This is a genomic window from Pseudonocardia thermophila (assembly GCF_900142365.1).
Classification (GTDB): domain Bacteria; phylum Actinomycetota; class Actinomycetes; order Mycobacteriales; family Pseudonocardiaceae; genus Pseudonocardia; species Pseudonocardia thermophila.
The window spans coordinates 98,669-116,399 of record NZ_FRAP01000002.1 but is presented as its reverse complement, the minus strand read 5'-3'; the positions used below and the strand labels follow the sequence as shown (position 1 = coordinate 116,399).

The following is a 17,731-nucleotide window of genomic DNA, read 5'->3' as shown; positions in this document are numbered from 1 at the left end:
GGCGAGGAACCGTGGAGCGCAAGACCGTCGTCGACGCGATGGACCGCAGGCTCCTCGAGCTGCTCATCGAGAACCCCCGGCTGTCCAACCGCGCGCTCGCCAGGGCGATCGGCATGTCCCCGAGCGCGGTCGGCGAGCGCCTGGACCGGCTCCAGAAGCGCGGCGTCATCCGCGGGTTCACCGCCGAGGTCGATCTCGCGGCGCTCGGCTACGCCCTCGAGGTGGTCGTCGCCATCCAGCTGCGGCAGGGCAAACCGGTGCGCGAGACCGTCGAGCAGCTGCGGTCGATCAAGGAGGTGCGCTCGATCCAGCTGGTCACCGGCCGGTGGGACCTGCTGCTGACGTTCCAGGTGCGCGACCAGCTGCACCTGCGGGAGATCCTGCTCGGCGAGGTCTGGGCGGTCGCGGACTTCCAGCACAGCGAGTCGATGATCGTCCTGCAGACGTGGACGGCACCGACCCCGCTGCGGGCGGCGTTCGACGAGGACGACGAGCCGGACGGGGACTGATGCGCGTGCCGGGGGCCGTGCGGATCGGCGTCGTCGGGCCGGACTCCGACGGCGCCACCGCCGAGGAGCTGCAGCTCGCCGAGGAGGTGGGCCGGCTGCTCGCCGAGCGCGGAGCGACCGTGCTGTGCGGCGGGCTCGGCGGCGTGATGGAGGCGGCGTGCCGGGCCGCCGTCGCCCACGGCGGCACCACCGTCGGCCTGCTGCCCGACCCCGACGACAGCGCCGCCAATCCCTACCTGACGGTCGCGCTGCCCACCGGCATCGGTGAACTGCGCAACGGGCTGATCGTCCGCGCGAGCCACGCCGTGATCAGCATCGGCGGCAGCTGGGGCACGCTCAGCGAGATCGCGCTGGCCGTGCGCACCGGAACCCCGTGCGTGGCGCTGCGCAGCTGGCAGATCGTCCCGCGCGGCCGAACGGCCTCCGCCCCGGTGCCCGTGGACACCGCGGCGGAGGCCGTCACCGCCGCGTACGCGGCGATCGGCGCCCGGACCCGGCCACCGGACGCCGAGCCTCGTTAGAGCTGCATCAGCTCCCACTTCGGGCGCTCGAGGATCGCGCCGACCCGGGCGAGCACCCGGCTGCCCAGCTCGCCGTCGACCAGCCGGTGGTCGAACGACAGCGCGAGCTGCGTGGTCCAGCGCAGCGCGATCCTGCCCTTGTGCTCCCACGGGGTGCGCCGCACCTGGCCGAGGCAGAGGATCGCTGCCTCGCCCGGGTTGAGGATCGGGGTGCCCGCGTCGACCCCGAAGACCCCGATGTTGGTGAGCGTGATCGTGCCGCCGGTGAGATCGCGTGGGGCGGCCCGGCCCTCCCGCGCGGTCTGCACCAGCTCGGTGATCGCCGCCGCGAGCTGCGGCAGCGTGAGCGAGCCGGCGTCCTTGACGCTCGGCACGACCAGCCCGCGCGGGGTGGCCGCCGCGATGCCCAGGTTGACCCGCTCGTGGCGGACGATCTCGCCGGCCGTGTCGTCCCAGGAGGCGTTGACGTCCGGGAACTCCTTGGCCGCGGCGATCAGCGCCCGCGCGGCGAGCAGCAGCATCGTGACCTTCGAACCTGCGTAGGCGGGTGCGGCGCGCAGCTCCTCGACCAGCTTCACCGAGCGGGTCACGTCGACGGTGAGGAACTCCGTGACGTGCGGGGCGGTGAAGGCGCTCTTCACCATCGCCGCCGCGGTCGCCTTCCGCACGCCGGAGGCGGGGATGCGGGTGACGTCCGGCTCCGGTGCTCCCACCAGTGCCGGTGCCTCCACCGGTGCCGGTGCCGCCGCCCGCTCGACGTCCTCGCGGGTGATCGTGCCGTGCGGACCGGTCGCCGGGACGGTGGCGAGATCGACGCCGAGATCGCGGGCCAGCTTGCGCACCGGTGGCTTCGCCCGGACGCGCCCGTCGAGCCCCGGGTGCGCGGGCGAGGCCGTGGGCCGGCGTCTGCGGCGGCGCCTGCCGCCGTCTCCCGCCGGACCGTACCCGACGAGCACCGACGGCGTCGGTTCCGGCTGCGACGCCGGCGGAGCTGCTTCCGGTCCGACGCTGATGATCGGAGTGCCGACCTTGACCGTCTCGCCCTCGGCGGCGAGCAGCTCGGTCACCACACCGTCGAACGGAGAGGGCAGCTCGACGAGCGACTTGGCCGTCTCGATCTCGACGAGGACCTGGTTGTGCGTCACCCGGTCGCCGACGCCCACCCGCCAGCTGACGATCGTGGCCTCTTCGAGGCCCTCCCCCACGTCGGGGAGGCGGAACTGCTGCACGGACTCGAGCACGGTCTGCGTCACGGCGGTCACCACGCGAAGGCCCGGTCGACGGCGTCGAGCACGCGGTCGGCGTCCGGCAGGTACTGGTCCTCGACCTTCGCCGGCGGGTACGGCGTGTTGTACCCGCCGACCCGCAGCACCGGCGCCTCCAGCCGGTAGAAGCAGCGCTCGGTGACGGCGCTGCCCACCTCGGCGCCCAGCCCGGCGAACGTCGGCGCCTCGTGCACGACGACGCAGCGGCCGGTGCGGTCGACGGACGCGGTGATCGTGTCCAGATCGAGCGGGGAGAGCGAGCGCAGGTCGACGACCTCCAGGTCGCGGCCCTCCTCGGCGGCGATCTCCGCCGCCTCCAGGCAGGTCGCCACCATGCCGCCGTAGGTGAGCAGGGTGAGATCGCGGCCGGGCCGGACGACCCGGGCGCGGTCCAGCGGCAGCACCCGCGCGTCGTCGGCGGACTCGGCGACGTCTGCCTTCGACCAGTAGCGCCGCTTCGGTTCGTAGAAGATCACCGGATCGGCGCCGCGCGCGGCCATGCGCAGCATCCAGTGCGCATCGTGCGGATCGGAGCAGCAGACCACGCGCAGCCCGGCGGTGTGGGCGAAGTAGGCCTCGTTCGACTCGCTGTGGTGCTCGACCGCACCGATGCCGCCCCCGACCGGGATGCGGATCACCACGGGTACGGACAGCAGGCCGTTGGTGCGGGCGCGCAGCTTCGCCAGCTGGGAGACGATCTGGCTGAACGCGGGGTAGACGAACCCGTCGAACTGGATCTCGCAGATCGGCCGGTAGCCGCGCAGGGCCAGCCCGATCGCGGTACCGACGATGCTCGCCTCGGCCAGCGGGGTGTCGATGACGCGATCACTGCCGAAGTCCTTCTGCAGGCCGTCGGTCACGCGGAACACACCGCCGAGACCGCCGACGTCCTGTCCCATGACGATGACCTTCGGGTCGTCCTCCAGCGCGCGGCGCAGGCCGGTGTTGATCGCCTTCGAGAGGGTGAGCTCGGGCATGTCGGGTTCCCCGTCAGTCGGCGTAGGAGACGACGAGGGCCTCGTGGCGGCGGCGTTCCTCGGCCAGCAGCGGGCTCTGCTGGGCGAGCACGGCCGAGAACATGCCGGTCATGTCGACCGGCCCGAACTCGCGGCAGACCCGCCGGGTCTCCTCGGCCAGCGCATCGCTCTCGCGGGCGATCTGCGCGCGGAGCTCCTCGTCGATCCAGCCCTGCGCGACCATCAGCGACTCCAGCCGGGCGATGGGGTCGCGGGCCTGCCAGCTGTCGAGCTCGCTCGCGGTGCGGTAGCGGGTGGGGTCGTCGGACGTGCTGTGCCCGGCCATCCGGTAGGTGACGGCCTCGATCAGCGCCGGGCCGCCGCCCGCGCGGATCTGCTCGGCGACCGCCCGGGTGACCGCGTGCACGGCCAGGACGTCGTTGCCGTCGACGACGTGGGCGTCCAGTCCGAAGCCGCGCGCCCGCTGGTGCAGCGGGGCGCGCATCTGGATGTGGGTGGGCGTCGAGATCGCCCAGTGGTTGTTCTGGCAGAAGAACAGCAGGGGCACGCCGGCGGCTGCGGCCCAGTTGAACGCCTCGTTGGCCTCGCCCTCGCTGCTCGCGCCGTCGCCGAAGTAGACGGCGACGATCTCGTCGGTGCCGTCGCGCTGCACGCCCATCGCGTAGCCGGTGGCGTGCGGGAGCTGGGCGGCCAGCACGAGCGTGTAGATGTGGAAGCGGTAGCGGGCCGGGTCCCAGCCCGAGAGCGCGTTGCCCCGCCACTGCACGAGCAGCTCGGCCGGGGTGAGGCCGCGGCACAGCGCCGCCGCCTGCTCGCGGTAGCTGGGGAAGACGTAATCGGTGTCGCGCAGGGCGAGGATCGAGCCGACCTGGGCGGCCTCCTGCCCGCGCGACTGCAACCACAACCCGAGCTCGCCCTGGCGCTGCAGCGCGAGCGCCTCGTCGTCGAAGCGGCGGGCGAGGACCATGCGCCGGTAGAAGTCCCGGCACAGCTGCGGCGTGACCTCCAGGGGCCACGCCGGGTCGGGGGTGAACGTTCCGTCGGGACTGAGCAGCTGCACGGGTTCCATGCGGTTCCTCCACAGACACGGGCGGCGCCGTCGGATCGCGACGGCGCCGTCCCGAGACCGGTGCGCTCAGCGTGTGCGAGCGCCGAACGAACGTAACACGGAACCAGCTCTGGGCAAACGATCGATCGATCTGAGTGCTGATTATCGGACAACCGATCGATGAACGACCGTCAGCCGGACGTCCGAGATCATCCCGCGAAATAAGCCGGGCCCCAGCTGGAGTTGGCTGGGGCATGACGCAGACCACGCCCGAGACGACGTTCGACCCGCGCGCCCTGCTCGCCGAGGCGAAGATCGGCGTCCTCGCGACGATCAAGGCGGACGGCCGCCCGCAGCTCTCCCCCGTCACGCCGGCGTACGACCCGGAGGCGAACGTCATCCGCGTATCGATGACGGAGGGCCGGGCCAAGACGCGCAACCTGCGCCGCGATCCGCGCGCCACGCTGGAGGTCACCAGCCCCGACGGCTGGGCGTGGGCGACCGTCGAGGGCACGGCGACGCTCATCGGCCCGGGCACGGATCCGCACGGGCCGGAGGTGGAGGCGCTCGTCGAGTACTACCGCAAGGCGGCGGGTGAGCACCCCGACTGGGAGGAGTACCGGTCGGTGATGGTGGCCGACCGGCGCGTGCTCATGGAGATGACGATCGACCACATCTACGGCGAGCGGATCCGCTAGGTGATCAGCGGATCGGGGCGAGCTCGACGCGGTCGGCGAGCCAGCGCACGATCTCGGCCGCGGCGAGCTCGTTCCCGGTCGGCTCCCCCTCGGCGATCGCGCCGCCGAAGTGCAGCCCCCGCACGGTGGCGGTGGTGAGGTCTCGGGAACCCAGCGCGGCGATCATGGCGCGGGTGTCGGCCGGGAACGCCGCCTGGTCGCCGGTCAGCTCGATGAACAGCGTCGGCACGGTGACCCCGGGTGCGCAGCGGACGAAGTCGGCGTTCGACGACAGGCCCGACCACGTCGAGAGCCACGCCTCCGGAGTGGTGAGCCGGCCGAAGCCGACCAGGCCGTAGTCGATGAGGTCGGGGCGCTTGCCGAACAGCGACCCGTAGGGGCGCTCGCTGGGGTCGATGGACAGGTCGACGGTGCGCGGATCGGCGTCGGTCCGGTGAACCGTGATGATCTTCGGGGCGAGCGCGCGGCGGCGGTCCTCGGCGGACCCGGTCCGCTTGAACGCGGCGCGCGCCTCGGCCGCCCGGGCCAGGTGAGCACGGGCGATCGCGTCGATGCGGGCGACCCGGGCGCGCTGCGCGGCCCGGTAGCGCTGCAGGAACTCGGCGGAGTACGACGAGCTGACCGGGGGCTCGGCGAACCCGTTGGCGGGGTCGTACAGGTTCAGCTCCGGCACGACCGAGAGCGGGTCGGATTCGTCGGCGACGGCCGGGTCTATGCACGCGAGCAGCAGCTTGCCCTGCCCGAGGTGGGGGGCGAGGAAGATCGCGGCGTCGGCAGAGGGCAGGTCCGCCTCGCGCAGCTGCGTCGGCCGCCCGCCGGGGGTGGTGGCGATCCTGCGTTGCGCAGGCAGCCCGGCCTGTTCCAGGTAGAACGCGTAGAGCGGGCCGCCTCCGGAGTGGCCGAGGGTGACGAGGGTGTCGAACCGCTCGCGCAGGAACACCATCCCGGCCGCGACGTCGAGCAGCGCCTGCTCGTGGACGAGGTTGAGGTCGTTGTTGACCGATCGGGTGTGCTGGGTCCACACCGCGGCCCCGGCGAGCAGCAGCGGCGCCACCATCGGGTGGTGGGTGAGGTCCTGCCGCGGGTGCGCGAGGCACACGACCGTGCGCGCGCCGGGCGGCACCGACAGCACGCCGCGCACGGTCGCGCCGTCGGCGGTGGTCAGCTCGTGCACCGTCGTGACGGCCTCGGCGGGCCGCTCCCCCGCCACGATGTAGCGCCCGGCGCCCAGCCCCGTCGTCATGCCGGCTCCACCCGCAGCGCGTCCTTGTCGTGCTGCACGATCCGCGAGTCCCGGGCCACGCCGGCCACCGCGGAGTACCAGACCGCGTGCCGGCAGCCGGTGGCGCGCCGGTCGACGACGATGGGACCGGCGCTGCGGATCTCGAAGTACGGCCCGACCCGGCCCACCGAGACCTGCGGGTCCTGGGCGGCGACCACCGGTACGGTCGCGTTCTCCGGGACGTCCAGCACGTAGAGCGTCGTCATCGCGCCGGCTCCCAGCTCGCGGCCCGCTCCACGATCAGCTCGGCCTTGCGCGCCAGCAGCTTGCCGAACGTCGGCTCCGGCCCGGCCACGACGTCGAGCAGCGCGTCGATCGTCAGGTTCGCGTCGAGATCCTCCTGCGGCGTGATCGGCCGCATCGCCCGGGTCATCTCGAACATGTAGCCGTTCGGGTCGTGGGTGTAGATCGACTCGATCGTCTCGTGCTTGACCTGCATCTCGCACGGCCACTCGCTCGCATCGAGCCGGCGGCGGTACTCCAGCAGGTCCTCCTCGGAGTCCACGTGGATCGCGAGGTGGCGGGACCGGATGAACCAGTCCGGCACGTGCTCCCCGAACCGGGAGTGCACGTCCCCCTTCGGCCCGCCGCCGATCGATCCCCGATCGAGGCCGAAGTAGTAGAAGAACGCGATCCGGTCGCCGTTGCCGATGTCGAAGAAGAAGTGGATGAAGTCGGGGTGGTCCTGCGGGCCCCAGCCGGCCGCGCAGATCGAGTGCACGACGGGGAAGCCGAGCACGTCGCGGTAGAAGCGCACGGTGGCCGCGGGGTCGAAGGTCGGGAAGGCGACGTGGTCGACACCCCGCACGCGGTGGTCCAGTTCGCTCATGACCCCACCGTAAGCGGGTTCAACACCAACGTCAAGACTTCTACAGTCTAGTCACTTCCGGTGGCGCCGAAGGCAACGAACGGCACTTTCGTGCACTCGGAGTGGACGAAAGGACCGTTCGTTGCGCCCGGGTGGGGTGGGGTGAGGCGGGGGCGAGGGACGAGGTGAGGCGGGGTGGGCCCGGCCGGGCGGCAACCAGCACTGTTCCGGTTGCCGCCCGGTCGGCGGTGCGGCGTCTCCAGAGGGCGCCCGGCGACGGTGGAGCCGGCCCGAGAGCACCACCGGAGGGAGGACCGGGGTCCAGGGGCGCGCCCCTGGCGGGGTTCGGCGAGCGCCCCGGGCGCACAGTCTCCGCGCAGCGCCCCGGGCGCACAGACCCCGACAGAGCCGGGCAGCACCCCGGCCCCCTACGATCACCTCGAGATCATCGGTCCCGCGTCGCCGACCCGTGGAAACCCACCTCGACGCGATCGTGGAGCCGCGGTCACAGATCCAGGATCCGCTCCAGATGATCGAGGTCCTGCCGCAGCATCTTGATCGCCGCGGCCGGCCCCTCCCCGTCCAGCACGTGTCCGTCCGGTCGCTGAAGCGCCCCGACGGCCATGTCGGCGAGCTGTTCGATCACCGCTTCCGGGGTGTCACGACCGCCGGGGTGGAACCACCACGCCACCCAGTTGCACATGCCCAGCACGCCCAGCGCCGCGATCCGCGCGTCGACGGGGCGGAACAACCCGGCGCGGATGCCGTCGTCGATGACTCCGGCGATCACCTTCAGGATGGCGCGGCGGGTCTGGTCGTAGGCGGCGGTGAGCTCCTCGGGCAGCTCGGCCTCCGAGCGGATGAGCAGCCGGAACCGCTCGGGCTGCGCGGTCCGCCGAGCGACGATGATCCGGACGACGCCGCGCAGCTTCTGCACCGGGTCCAGGCCCGCGCGGGCGACGAGGCCGCTCAGCTCGTCGAGCGGGCCGTTGGTGACCTCGGTGACCAGCTTGGCGAGCAGCTCGTCCTTGCTCTTGACGTAGTAGTAGAGCGCGGGCCGGGTGATGCCCATGGCGTCGGCGATGTCCTGCAGACTCGTCCCGGCGAAGCCCCGTTCGGCGAACAACCGGGTGGCGTGCTCGTAGAGCTCGTTCTCCACCAGTTCCCGGCGCGCGGTGCTCGACCGGCCGCGGGCATCAGCGCTGCTCATGCCGCCGATGGTAGGCCGCCGCCCGCCACCGGCCCGGCGCGCGTCAGCAGGCACCGGCCCGCTGCAGCCGCTCCTGCTCCACCTTGTCGGCGATGTCGGCGGCGAGCCGCTTCTTGTCGGTCTTCCCGACGGGGGTGCGCGGGATCTCGGGCACGTGCTCGAGCCGCTCGGGCCACTTGAACTTCGCCACGCCCAACGCGGCGAAGTGCTCCTGCACTTCGGACAGGGTGAGCTGCGGCCCGTCGACGACGAGGTAGGCGCAGGTGCGCTCACCCAGCCGCGGATCCGGCATCGGTACCGCGGCCGCACCCCGGACGCGGGGATGCCGCAGCAGCAGCTGCTCCACCTCCTCGGCGTTGACCTTCTCTCCGCCGCGGTTGATCAGGTCCTTGATGCGGCCCTCGATCGAGACGTGCCGCTCGCCGTCGATCAGCCGGATCGCGGCCAGGTCGCCGGTGCGGTAGAAGCCGTCGCTGGTGAACGCCCGCGCGTTGTGCTCCGGCGCGTCGAAGTAGCCGCGCAGCGTGTACGGGCCGCGGCAGACCAGCTCACCCACCTCGCCGTCGGGCACCTCGTCCTCGGTGCCCGGTTCGAGGATGCGGATCTCGTCGTGGGACGACAGCGGGGTGCCCACCGTGGTGGCGCGGGCGAGGCGCGGCGCGCCGGGGCGGGTGGTGAGGAACATCCCCTCCCCCATGCCGAACAGCTGCCCCGACCAGACACCGCGCCGCTCCAGGTCGGCGAACAGCTCCGGCGGCACTTTCGCCCCGGACAGCACGACCTGGTCGATCGATTCAGCGGCAGCGTCGAACGCGGGATGGGCGATCGCGCGGAAGTGGCCGTGCCCGAGCAGGACGTGCGTCGCCCGTTCCCTGGCCAGCAGCGGCAGCGAGACGTCCAGGTCGGCGGTGCCCAGCACCAGGCAGGCACCCGCGCTGTGCGGCGCGTGCACGGCGCAGACGATCCCGGCGTTGTGGATGATCGGGATCAGGTGCGCGACGCGGGTCTGGGGCGTCCAGCCCCACGAGCGTGCGTACTCGGCCGCGTTGTACCAGTACTCCGCGTGCAGCCGCGGGATCACCTTCGGCACACCGGTGGTGCCGCCGGAGAGCTGGAACACCGCGATCCCGTCGGGATCGAGGTCGGCCTGGATCGCGTCGACGGTCCGCCGCGCGACCGCTGGATCGACGCCGTGCTCGAGTTCGGCCAGCTCGTCGAGGACGAACAGCTCGCGCAGGGTCGGGTGGCCCGCGCGCTGCTCCCGGGCGAACTCGACGAGATCCTGCTCCACGAGGTGCCCGACGGCGCCGACCCGCCGGCTGATCTCGCCGATCTCGTGCCCGCGGTGCGCGGCCAGCGTGCACACCGGCACCAGGCCCGCCTTGAGCACGCCGTACCAGGCGACGACGGTGGCGAGCCGGTTGGTCACCTGGAACAGCACCGGATCGCCGGGGGCGAGCCCGCGCGCGGCGAGCGCGGCGGCGAGCCGGTCGGTCCGCTCGTCGAGCTCGCGGTAGGTGAGCCGGCCGTCCAGGGCGATCACCGCGGGCCGGTCGGGGTGGGCGCGCGCGACGGCGTGGAACTCGTCGGCGATCGTGCGGGTACCCCACAGCCCGGCCCGGCGGTACTCGGTGACGAGCCCGGGCGGGTACCCGACGAGTCGCGCGTCCTTCGTCATGCCTCCTCCTCGCTGAGCAGCACGCGGTCGCAGCGACCGCTGACCAGGCCCGCCGCGAGATCGTCGCGCAGTGCGGCGGGCGCCTCCACCTCGACGAGCGACCCGGTCTCGATCCGCAGCCGCTCGCCGAGGTCGAGCCGGGTCAGCACCGCCCCGCGCTCGGCGGGCCCGGTGAGCCGCACGGCCCGCCCGCCGACCCCGGCGAGCACGGCGTCACCGTCGGGCCCCCACGGATCACGCAGGTCGACGTGGACGGGTTCGGCGGGGAACGCCGCGCGCTGCCGGGCGAGCACCCATTCGGTGACGGCGGCGGGATCGGCCGGTCCGGGTTCACCGGCGTACGTGCGCAGCGCGGCCCGCACGACGTCGGGGCTGGTGCCGGCGAACCGCGGCAGCGGCACGTTCCCGGCCCGCGACATGTACGCCACCATCAGCTGCGCGGCCGGCAGGTGCCGCCGCAGCGGGAACGATTCCCACCACAGCGCGCTGCGCCGCGCCAGCTCCTGCAGCCGCTCGACGGCCGGGCGGCGCACGCGCTCGTACTCGGCGAACGCCGAGGCGCGGTCCGGCGCCGTCCGCAGCGCGTCGACCAGCGCGATCGCATCCTCCATCGCCAGTTTGGTGCCGGAGCCGATCGAGTAGTGCGCAGTGTGCGCGGCGTCGCCGAGCAGCACGGTGCGCCCGGCGGACCAGCGCTCGCAGGTGACCGTGCGGAAGCGCAGCCAGCGGGTGCGGTTGCCGATCAGCCGCCGCCCGCCCAGCTGCTCGGCGAACGCCCGTTCCAGGTAGCGCAGCGACACCTCGTCGGACGCCTCCGGCGCCACGTCGATCTCGGCGAACCCGGCGCGCCGCCAGGTGGTCTCGTCGGTCTCGACGAGGAACGTGCTGCGCTCGGCCGAGTACGGGTAGGCGTGCGTCACGAGCACCCCGTGCTCGGTGGTGACCGGTGCGAACAGCGCGTCGGGGAGCGCGAACTCGGTGCCGGCCCACAGGTACAGCCCGCGCCCGGTGGTGACCCGGCCGCCGAACGGCCCGTTCTCCCGGGTGGCGCTGGACACCCCGTCCGCGGCGATCACCAGGTCGGCGTCGAGCTCGTCGGCGCTGCGGCGGGCGCCGAACTCCAGCGCCACCCCGGCCTTCTCCGCGTGCCGCTGCAGGATGGCGAGCAGCTCGGTGCGGGCGATGCCGATCAGCCGGTCGTTGCGCACCCGCACGACGTCGGCCGCGGAGCCGTCGCTGCCGGTCATCCGCATGTCGTGGCGGCGGCCGGCGGCGAGCACGTCGCGCAGGCTGTCGGGATCGGCGGCCGCGAGCTTGCGCTGGGTGCCGGCGGCCAGGCCCACCCCGAACCCGAACGTGCTGTCCGGGTCGCCCTGCTCGTGCACGGTGACCTCGCACGCCGGATCGGTCAGCTTGAGCAGCCGCGCGGCGTAGAGCCCGCCGGGCCCACCGCCCAGCACCGCGACCCTGCGCACCCGCATTCGCGTCCTCCCTCGTCGACGACAGCAGCTTGACCACTATCGCACATGTTGAATAGTCTACGCATCCGTCAGACCGCCGCGACGCGAAGGAGCGTTGGCAATGGCCTATGTCATCGGTGTGGACGTGGGCGGGACGTTCACCGATGCCGTTCTCGACGACGACGCGGGCACCGTCCTCGCGGCGAAGTCACCGTCGACCCCGCCCGACTACTCCCGCGGCGTGCTGGACGTCCTGCAGCTGCTCGCCGAGCAGCTGGACAAGCCGCTCCCGCAGATGCTCGCGGAGACCCACCACATCGCCCACGGCACGACCTCCTCGCTGAACGCCCTGGTCATGGGAAACGTGCCGCCGGTCGGGTTCCTGACCACCCAGGGCCACCGGGACTCGATCTTCATCATGAACGTCGAGGGCCGCTACCTCGGTCGGTCGCCGCACGAGCTGCAGAACGTCCTCGGCCAGTCCAAGCAGCACACCCTGCTGCCCAAGCGACGCGCGCTGGAGGTCACCGAGCGGATCGACCGCGACGGCAACGTGATCGTCCCGCTCGACGAGGACGCCGCCCGCGCGGCCATCCGCACCCTGCTCGGCGAGGGCGTGCGCGCGATCGCGGTGTCGCTGCTGTGGTCGTTCCGCAACCCGGCGCACGAGCAGCGGCTGCGGGAGCTGATCCACGAGGCCGACCCGGACGTCTTCGTCGCCCTGTCCAGCGAGGTCAGCCCGCGTATCCGCGAGTTCGCCCGCAACGCCACCACGATCATGAGCACGCAGATCGGGCCGGGCCTGCGCGACTACCTCGGCAACCTGGAGTCGACGCTGCGGGAGAACGGCCTGGCCGGGCCGCTCCTGGTCATGCAGTCCAACGGCGGCGCCGTGGCCGCGCGGGAGGCGCCGGCCACCGCGATCACCACCGTCGGCTCGGTGCTCACCGGCGGCGTGGTCGGCTCCGTCGCCCTCGGCCGCCAGCTCGGCCACCGCAACATCATCTCCACCGACGTCGGCGGCACCACGTTCCTCGCCGGTCTGATCGTGGACGGCGAACCGGTCCGCGAGACCACCACGGTGATCAACCACCACCCGATCAACGTGCCCACGCTGCGCGTCGACGCGATCGGCTCCGGCGGCGGCGCGATCGCGTGGCTCGATCCCGGCGGCAACCTGCGGATCGGCCCGCGCAGCGCGCAGGCGGTGCCCGGCCCCGCCTGCTACGGCAACGGCGGCACCGAGCCGACCAACACCGACGCCAACCTCGTGCTCGGCATCCTCCCCGAGCGCGGCCTGCTCGGCGGGCGCAAGCCGCTCTCGCTCGACCTGGCCCGCCAGGCCATCGAGGCCCAGATCGCCAAACCGCTCGGCCTCACCGTCGAGGAGGCAGCCGCGGCCATCTACGCGGTGCAGAACGCGCAGACCGGCGACCTGCTGCGCAAGACGGTCGTCGAGGCCGGGCACGATCCGCGCGACTTCGTCGTGTACGCGTTCGGCGGGGCCGGTCCGGCCCACTGCGCGCGCTACGCAGCCGAGGTCGGCTGCTCCGAGGTCGTCGTGCCGCTGGGGCCGGTGGCGAGCGCGTTCTCCGCGTTCGGGCTGGCTTCGTCGGACATCGTGCTGGCCGCGGAGCTGTCCGATCCGACGTTCGTGCCGTTCGATCCCGCGCGGGCCGAGCGCACCTTCGCCGAGCTGGAGGAGCGGGTCCGCGACGGCCTCGCCCGCCAGGGCCTGACGTTCGAAGCGGTCGAGCTGCACCGCGAGATCGACATGCGGTACACGATGCAGCTCGCCGAGGTCACCGCCCCGGTGGCGAACGGACCGCTCGACGCCGCCGCGATCGAGGCGGCGGCCGCCGCGTTCGAACGCCGCTACGCCCAGATGTTCGGCGAGGGCACCGGCTTCCGCGAAGCCGGCATCCAGGCGATCACGTTCCGAGTCCGCGGCATCGGGGTGCTGCCCTTCAGCCCCGCGCTGCCCGAGGTGCCGGCCGCGACCGGCGCCGCCGTCCCCGCCACGACCCGGCCGGTCTGCCTGGACGCCGCCACCGGCTACGTCGACACCCCGGTCTACGACTACCGCGAGCTGCGCGCCGGGCATGTGCTGGCCGGGCCCGCGATCGTCGAGGTCCCCACGACCACCGTGGTGATCCCCGCCGGCAGCACCGGCACCGTCGACCACCTGGGCAACCTCACCATCGTCACCGGGAGCGCACGATGACCATGCCGATCCCCGGCTCGGAGGTCTTCTCCAGCCGCCCCGTCGACCCGGACGAGCTGGCCCGCACGCTGCCCCCGTCGCTGCCCGTGCACACCGTGACCCAGGAGCAGGTCGACGCGCTCGACCCGCTCACCTACGAGGTGGTGCGCCACCGGCTGTGGTCGGTGACCGACGAGATGGGCGAGGCGCTCAAGCGCATGTCCGGCTCCCCCATCGTCACCGACGCGAACGACTTCGACTTCGCGATCTCCGACGAGCTCGGCCAGGAGGTGCAGGTCGGGCTGTACAACACGATGCTCGTCGGCGCGGTCGACCTGGCGATCTACTGGACGCTCAGGCACCGCTCGACGAACCCGGGCATCGAGCCGGGCGACATGTTCCTGTGCAACGACCCGTGGGTGGGCGGCGGGCTGCACCAGAACGACGTGATCGTCTACCAGCCCGTCTTCCACGACGGGAAGCTGTTCGCCTGGACCAGCGCGATCGCCCACCAGCCCGACCTGGGCGGCGTCGGTCTCGGCTCGTTCTCCCCTGCTGCCCAGGACGTCTTCTCCGAGTCGCTGCCCACCCCGCCGGTGAAGGTGGTGCGGGGTGGGGTGCTGCAGCGCGACGTCGCCGACCTGTGGGTGCGCCGCTCGCGCGTGCCGATGCTGATCGGGCTCGACCTGCGGGCCAAGATCGGCGCCAACAACGTCGGCGCGGAGCGGCTGCACGCGCTGATCGAGCAGTACGGCGCCGACACCGTCAAGGCCGTGATGAAGCGGATGATGAACGACGCCGAGGCGCGGCTGCGGACCAAGCTGCGCGCGCTGCCCGACGGATCGTGGTCGGCCACCGGCTACCAGGACCAGAGCCACGAGGGCGACCGCGGCCTGCACAAGATCACGGTCACCACGATCAAGCGCGGCGACCACCTCACCTTCGACTTCACCGGCACCGACCCCCAGGCCGGCGTCATCAACTGCACCTACGCCGGTATGCGCGGCGGGGTGATGCTCGCGCTGCTGCCCATCCTGGCCAACGACATCCCGTGGTCGGCGGGCGGGCTGATGCGCTGCTTCGACCTCGTCACCGAGGAGGGCACGCTCAACAACGCCACGTTCCCGGCGGCGGTGAGCCGCGGTCCGATCGGGCCGGCGTGGCTGACCGGCAGCCTGATCGCCGAGTGCCTGTCGCAGATGCTCGACCGCGACCTGGAGCTGGGCAAGAACGTGCAGGCCACCTGCTGCGGAACGTGGGACACCGCGGTCATCGCCGGCCTCGACGAACGCGGCGAGGTGCCCGCCCCGTTCCTGTCGATCATCATGGAGCCGATGGCGGGCGGGTACGGCGCACGCCCGCACGCCGACGGCATCGACACCGGCGGGCTGTTCTGCATCCCGATGGGCCGGGTGCCCGACGTCGAGATGACCGAGTTCCTCTACCCGGTGCTGACGCTGTGGCGGCGCGAGGTGCCCGACTCGGGCGGTCCCGGCCGGCACCGCGGCGGGCTCGGTGCATCGCTCGCGATCACCCCGCACGGCACCTCGATCCCGATGGGGCTGGTGCTGGCGTCGGCGGGCAAGGCGGTGGCGCAGAACGCGGGCCTGTCCGGCGGCTACCCGGGCAACAGCGGCCTGGACGTCGTGGCGCGGCAGAGCCGGATCGCGGAGCTGTTCGCGGCCGGGAAGCTGCCCACGTCGCTGGAGGAGATCAGCGACACCCTGGAGCCCGGCCAGAACTACGCGACCTCCTACCTGGCCCCTGGCGAGGTGTTCGCGATGACCTGGCAGGGCGGCGGTGGCTACGGCGACCCGCTCACCCGCGATCCCGGAGCCGTCGCTCGTGACCTGGCCGAGGAGAAGATCACCGAGGCGGCGGCCCGATCGGTCTACGGGGTCGTCGTCACCGACGGTGTGGTCGACGAAGCCGCGACGGCGGCCGAACGCGAGCGGCTGCGCGGGCAGCGGCGGGAACGCTCGCACGTGGAGGGGACGACCCGCGGCCGGGCCGACGTGTCCGCGGGCCGGCGCATCGACGACAACCTCGTCGAGCTGCCCGGCGACGGCGGCATCGCGTGCCGGCACTGCGGCGAGGTACTCGGCGACGCCGCGCGGATCACCGTTGCCCACCACGAGGGCCCGCCCACCGAAGCGGGGCCGCAGATCATCGCCGATGCAGCCGACTACGTCGACGTGCCCGTGGTGTTCCGCCAGTACTGCTGCCCTTCGTGCTGGACGGCGCTGTACTCCGCGGTGGTGCCCGCCGACCACGCGGACACCGTCGCGACCGTCGGCCGCGTCGCCTGATCCGGCTGAGCCCCGGCCCGAACCGCGGGTCGGGGCTCAGCTCGCCCCGTTCGCCGTGGCGACACCGTGCACGGCCGTCGCCCGCGCCGCGGTGACGATCAGCTCGACGCACACCGGGATCGGCAGGCGGGTGCTGTCCAGGACCATGTCGTAGTGGCAGGGCAGGGCCGGATCGGCGCGGTGGAAGTGCCGCACGTACGCCGTGCGGGCGGCGTCGTTGCGCGGCTGCGCGGCCCGCGCCTCCTCCTCCGACATGCCCTTCAGCTCGACCGCCTGGCGGATCCGCCGCTCGCGGTCGCCGTCGAGCCGCACGTGCAGCGCACCGGGGTGGTCGCGCAGCACGATCGCCCCGGCTCGGCCGAGCACGACCCCGCCGGAGGCGGCCATCCGCCGGATCGCCTTCACCGTTCCCTCGACGATCTGCTCCGGCGCCACCACCGGCGGCAGCTCGCAGCCGGCCATCCACTCGATCGACAGCGGCGCCGCCGCGGTGAGCCACCGCGAGAACCTGCTCTGCACCTGCTCGTCGTTGGCGAGGGCCTCCTCGAGCGGGATACCCAGCTCGGCCGCGACCGAGGCCGGGATCGCGCGGTCGAGGAACGGGACCCCGAGTCGCTCGGCGACCGCGGGACCCACGATCGATCCGCCGGCCCCGAAGCTGGCCGAGATGGTGACGACGTGCATGGGCAGGCAGGCTAGTGCCCGCGATCGGCCGTCTGACTCACCCGTTCGGGCTACCTGACCGCAGAAGGTGGAGGACGCGCCTCGGAGCGGGCCGGATCGCCCCCGCGGATCCGGCCCGCTCCGCCCCCGACAGCGGTCAGCGGCACACCCCTCGAGGCCGCTGCCCGTTCACTCCCGCTCCGTGCTCCCCAGCCGGACCGGGAGGTATCCGTCGTCCTGACAACGACAACTCTGCCCGTTCTCATCCCTGCGCCACGACGGTGTCACCTGGCGAGCCGGGGGTGGTGCCAGCACACCCATGGGCGGTGCGGAAACAACCGGGCCCGTGCACGGTCAACAAATGTGTGTGAGCAACTAATGTGTGCGGGTGACCATCGGAGTCGTCCTCGCCGAGGACAACGCCCTGCTGCGCCACGGACTCGTCCGCCTCATCGGCGCGGCCGACGACATCACCCTGCTCGGCTCGGCATCGGATCTGCCCGGTCTGGAGAAGCTCATCGAGGAGCACTCCCCCGACGTGGTGGTCACCGACATCCGCATGCCCCCCTCGAACTCCGACGAGGGCATCGCGGTGGCCGCCCGGTTGCGCGCCGAGCGCCCCGAGGTCGGGGTGCTGCTGCTGTCCCAGTACGCCGAGGCCGACTACGCGCTCACCCTGCTCTCGGACGGGACGGCGCGGCGCGGCTACCTGCTCAAGGAGCGGGTGGCCGACGGCGACGAGCTCGTCGACGCGATCCGGCGGGTGGCTGCCGGCGGCTCGGTCATCGACCCGACCGTCATCGAGGGCCTGGTCGCCGCCAACCGTCAGCAGCCGTCGGAACTGGACGCGCTCACCCCGCGGGAGACCGAGGTGCTGGCCGAGATGGCGCAGGGCAAGTCGAACGCGGCCATCGCGGCATCGCTGGTGCTGTCCGAGCGGGCGGTGGAGAAGCACACCAACTCGATCTTCTCCAAGCTCGGCCTGTCCGAGGAGAAGGATCTCAACCGGCGGGTCAGCGCGGTCCTCGTCTACCTGCAGAACCGGCGCTGACCTGCGCGCACCCGATCGGGGGTGGTGCCAGCTACACCCTCGATCCACC

16 protein-coding genes are annotated in these 17,731 nt (G+C 72.7%); 6 read left to right on the top strand and 10 right to left on the bottom strand.

From position 1 onward, the window contains the following. The first annotated feature begins 11 nt into the window (after window positions 1-11). Window positions 12-509 (top strand): Lrp/AsnC family transcriptional regulator, encoded by a 498-nt coding sequence (locus BUE41_RS02810; RefSeq protein WP_073455257.1) that lies wholly within the window; start codon window positions 12-14, stop codon window positions 507-509. Next, on the top strand, window positions 509-1,030 hold the full coding sequence (locus BUE41_RS02805) for a TIGR00725 family protein (RefSeq protein ID WP_073455256.1): 522 nt from the start codon (window positions 509-511) through the stop codon (window positions 1,028-1,030). Before BUE41_RS02810 ends, BUE41_RS02805 begins: the two co-directional genes overlap by 1 nt. Here the strand turns inward: BUE41_RS02805 and BUE41_RS02800 are convergent. The 3 genes from BUE41_RS02800 to BUE41_RS02790 are packed head-to-tail and all read right to left on the bottom strand — an operon-like array spanning window position 1,027 to window position 4,341. Then, window positions 1,027-2,283 carry a dihydrolipoamide acetyltransferase family protein gene (locus BUE41_RS02800; RefSeq protein WP_073455530.1) on the bottom strand — a complete coding sequence of 419 codons (1,257 nt, stop codon included), beginning with the start codon at window positions 2,281-2,283 and terminating at the stop codon, window positions 1,027-1,029. The genes BUE41_RS02805 and BUE41_RS02800 overlap by 4 nt on opposite strands. A 5-nt stretch (window positions 2,284-2,288) precedes the next feature. Continuing rightward, the gene (locus BUE41_RS02795; RefSeq protein WP_073455255.1) at window positions 2,289-3,272 is read right to left on the bottom strand and encodes an alpha-ketoacid dehydrogenase subunit beta; all 984 of its coding nucleotides are present in this window, start codon (window positions 3,270-3,272) and stop codon (window positions 2,289-2,291) included. Window positions 3,273-3,285: 13 nt separating this feature from the next. Next, window positions 3,286-4,341 carry a thiamine pyrophosphate-dependent enzyme gene (locus BUE41_RS02790; RefSeq protein WP_073455254.1) on the bottom strand — a complete coding sequence of 352 codons (1,056 nt, stop codon included), beginning with the start codon at window positions 4,339-4,341 and terminating at the stop codon, window positions 3,286-3,288. Between the two features lie 233 nt (window positions 4,342-4,574). On the opposite strand from BUE41_RS02790, the gene BUE41_RS02785 reads away from it, so the two are divergent. Further along, window positions 4,575-5,018: a PPOX class F420-dependent oxidoreductase gene (locus BUE41_RS02785; RefSeq protein WP_073455253.1), complete on the top strand. Its 444-nt coding sequence runs from the start codon at window positions 4,575-4,577 to the stop codon at window positions 5,016-5,018. Window positions 5,019-5,022: 4 nt separating this feature from the next. Here BUE41_RS02785 and BUE41_RS02780 read toward each other — a convergent pair whose 3' ends face one another. The 6 genes from BUE41_RS02780 to BUE41_RS02755 all read right to left on the bottom strand — a co-directional run bounded on the left by BUE41_RS02780 (window position 5,023) and on the right by BUE41_RS02755 (window position 11,477). After that, window positions 5,023-6,261, bottom strand: coding sequence for an alpha/beta hydrolase (locus BUE41_RS02780; protein WP_073455252.1), 1,239 nt, complete (start codon window positions 6,259-6,261; stop codon window positions 5,023-5,025). Next, window positions 6,258-6,506, bottom strand: coding sequence for a hypothetical protein (locus tag BUE41_RS02775; protein ID WP_073455251.1), 249 nt, complete (start codon window positions 6,504-6,506; stop codon window positions 6,258-6,260). The genes BUE41_RS02780 and BUE41_RS02775 overlap by 4 nt, the downstream gene beginning before the upstream one ends. Further along, complete coding sequence (locus BUE41_RS02770; RefSeq protein WP_073455250.1) at window positions 6,503-7,129, bottom strand: VOC family protein; 627 nt, start codon at window positions 7,127-7,129, stop codon at window positions 6,503-6,505. Before BUE41_RS02770 ends, BUE41_RS02775 begins: the two co-directional genes overlap by 4 nt. A gap of 484 nt (window positions 7,130-7,613) precedes the next feature. Beyond that, the gene (locus BUE41_RS02765) at window positions 7,614-8,318 is read right to left on the bottom strand and encodes a TetR-type transcription factor C-terminal domain-containing protein (RefSeq protein WP_073455249.1); all 705 of its coding nucleotides are present in this window, start codon (window positions 8,316-8,318) and stop codon (window positions 7,614-7,616) included. A 43-nt stretch (window positions 8,319-8,361) separates the two neighbouring features. Further along, complete coding sequence (locus tag BUE41_RS02760) at window positions 8,362-9,996, bottom strand: (2,3-dihydroxybenzoyl)adenylate synthase (RefSeq protein ID WP_073455248.1); 1,635 nt, start codon at window positions 9,994-9,996, stop codon at window positions 8,362-8,364. Continuing rightward, window positions 9,993-11,477: an FAD-dependent monooxygenase gene (locus BUE41_RS02755; protein WP_073455247.1), complete on the bottom strand. Its 1,485-nt coding sequence runs from the start codon at window positions 11,475-11,477 to the stop codon at window positions 9,993-9,995. Before BUE41_RS02755 ends, BUE41_RS02760 begins: the two co-directional genes overlap by 4 nt. Window positions 11,478-11,577: 100 nt before the next feature. On the opposite strand from BUE41_RS02755, the gene BUE41_RS02750 reads away from it, so the two are divergent. Together BUE41_RS02750 and BUE41_RS02745 are read left to right on the top strand one after the other, a co-directional pair. Then, entirely contained in the window at window positions 11,578-13,680 is a 2,103-nt protein-coding gene (locus BUE41_RS02750; RefSeq protein ID WP_073455246.1) for a hydantoinase/oxoprolinase family protein, read from the top strand. Then, the gene (locus tag BUE41_RS02745; protein WP_073455245.1) at window positions 13,677-15,968 is read left to right on the top strand and encodes a hydantoinase B/oxoprolinase family protein; all 2,292 of its coding nucleotides are present in this window, start codon (window positions 13,677-13,679) and stop codon (window positions 15,966-15,968) included. The genes BUE41_RS02750 and BUE41_RS02745 overlap by 4 nt, the downstream gene beginning before the upstream one ends. 36 nt (window positions 15,969-16,004) lie before the next feature. On the opposite strand, the gene BUE41_RS02740 is transcribed toward BUE41_RS02745, so the two are convergent. Beyond that, window positions 16,005-16,652 (bottom strand): cytidylate kinase-like family protein, encoded by a 648-nt coding sequence (locus BUE41_RS02740; RefSeq protein ID WP_073455244.1) that lies wholly within the window; start codon window positions 16,650-16,652, stop codon window positions 16,005-16,007. Window positions 16,653-17,025: 373 nt separating this feature from the next. On the opposite strand from BUE41_RS02740, the gene BUE41_RS02735 reads away from it, so the two are divergent. Further along, a complete protein-coding gene (locus tag BUE41_RS02735) occupies window positions 17,026-17,682 on the top strand; it encodes a LuxR C-terminal-related transcriptional regulator (RefSeq protein WP_200803754.1) in 657 nt (218 codons plus the stop codon). Window positions 17,683-17,731 lie beyond the last annotated feature (49 nt).

Coding starts and splice junctions, on each gene's coding strand:
- BUE41_RS02780 (WP_073455252.1), bottom strand. CDS start 6,261: ATGACGACGGGGCTGGGCGCCGGGCGCTACATCGTGGCGGGGGAGCGG.
- BUE41_RS02785 (WP_073455253.1), top strand. CDS start 4,575: ATGACGCAGACCACGCCCGAGACGACGTTCGACCCGCGCGCCCTGCTC.
- BUE41_RS02745 (WP_073455245.1), top strand. CDS start 13,677: ATGACCATGCCGATCCCCGGCTCGGAGGTCTTCTCCAGCCGCCCCGTC.
- BUE41_RS02770 (WP_073455250.1), bottom strand. CDS start 7,129: ATGAGCGAACTGGACCACCGCGTGCGGGGTGTCGACCACGTCGCCTTC.
- BUE41_RS02755 (WP_073455247.1), bottom strand. CDS start 11,477: ATGCGGGTGCGCAGGGTCGCGGTGCTGGGCGGTGGGCCCGGCGGGCTC.
- BUE41_RS02750 (WP_073455246.1), top strand. CDS start 11,578: ATGGCCTATGTCATCGGTGTGGACGTGGGCGGGACGTTCACCGATGCC.
- BUE41_RS02805 (WP_073455256.1), top strand. CDS start 509: ATGCGCGTGCCGGGGGCCGTGCGGATCGGCGTCGTCGGGCCGGACTCC.
- BUE41_RS02765 (WP_073455249.1), bottom strand. CDS start 8,318: ATGAGCAGCGCTGATGCCCGCGGCCGGTCGAGCACCGCGCGCCGGGAA.
- BUE41_RS02775 (WP_073455251.1), bottom strand. CDS start 6,506: ATGACGACGCTCTACGTGCTGGACGTCCCGGAGAACGCGACCGTACCG.
- BUE41_RS02790 (WP_073455254.1), bottom strand. CDS start 4,341: ATGGAACCCGTGCAGCTGCTCAGTCCCGACGGAACGTTCACCCCCGAC.
- BUE41_RS02740 (WP_073455244.1), bottom strand. CDS start 16,652: ATGCACGTCGTCACCATCTCGGCCAGCTTCGGGGCCGGCGGATCGATC.
- BUE41_RS02760 (WP_073455248.1), bottom strand. CDS start 9,996: ATGACGAAGGACGCGCGACTCGTCGGGTACCCGCCCGGGCTCGTCACC.
- BUE41_RS02795 (WP_073455255.1), bottom strand. CDS start 3,272: ATGCCCGAGCTCACCCTCTCGAAGGCGATCAACACCGGCCTGCGCCGC.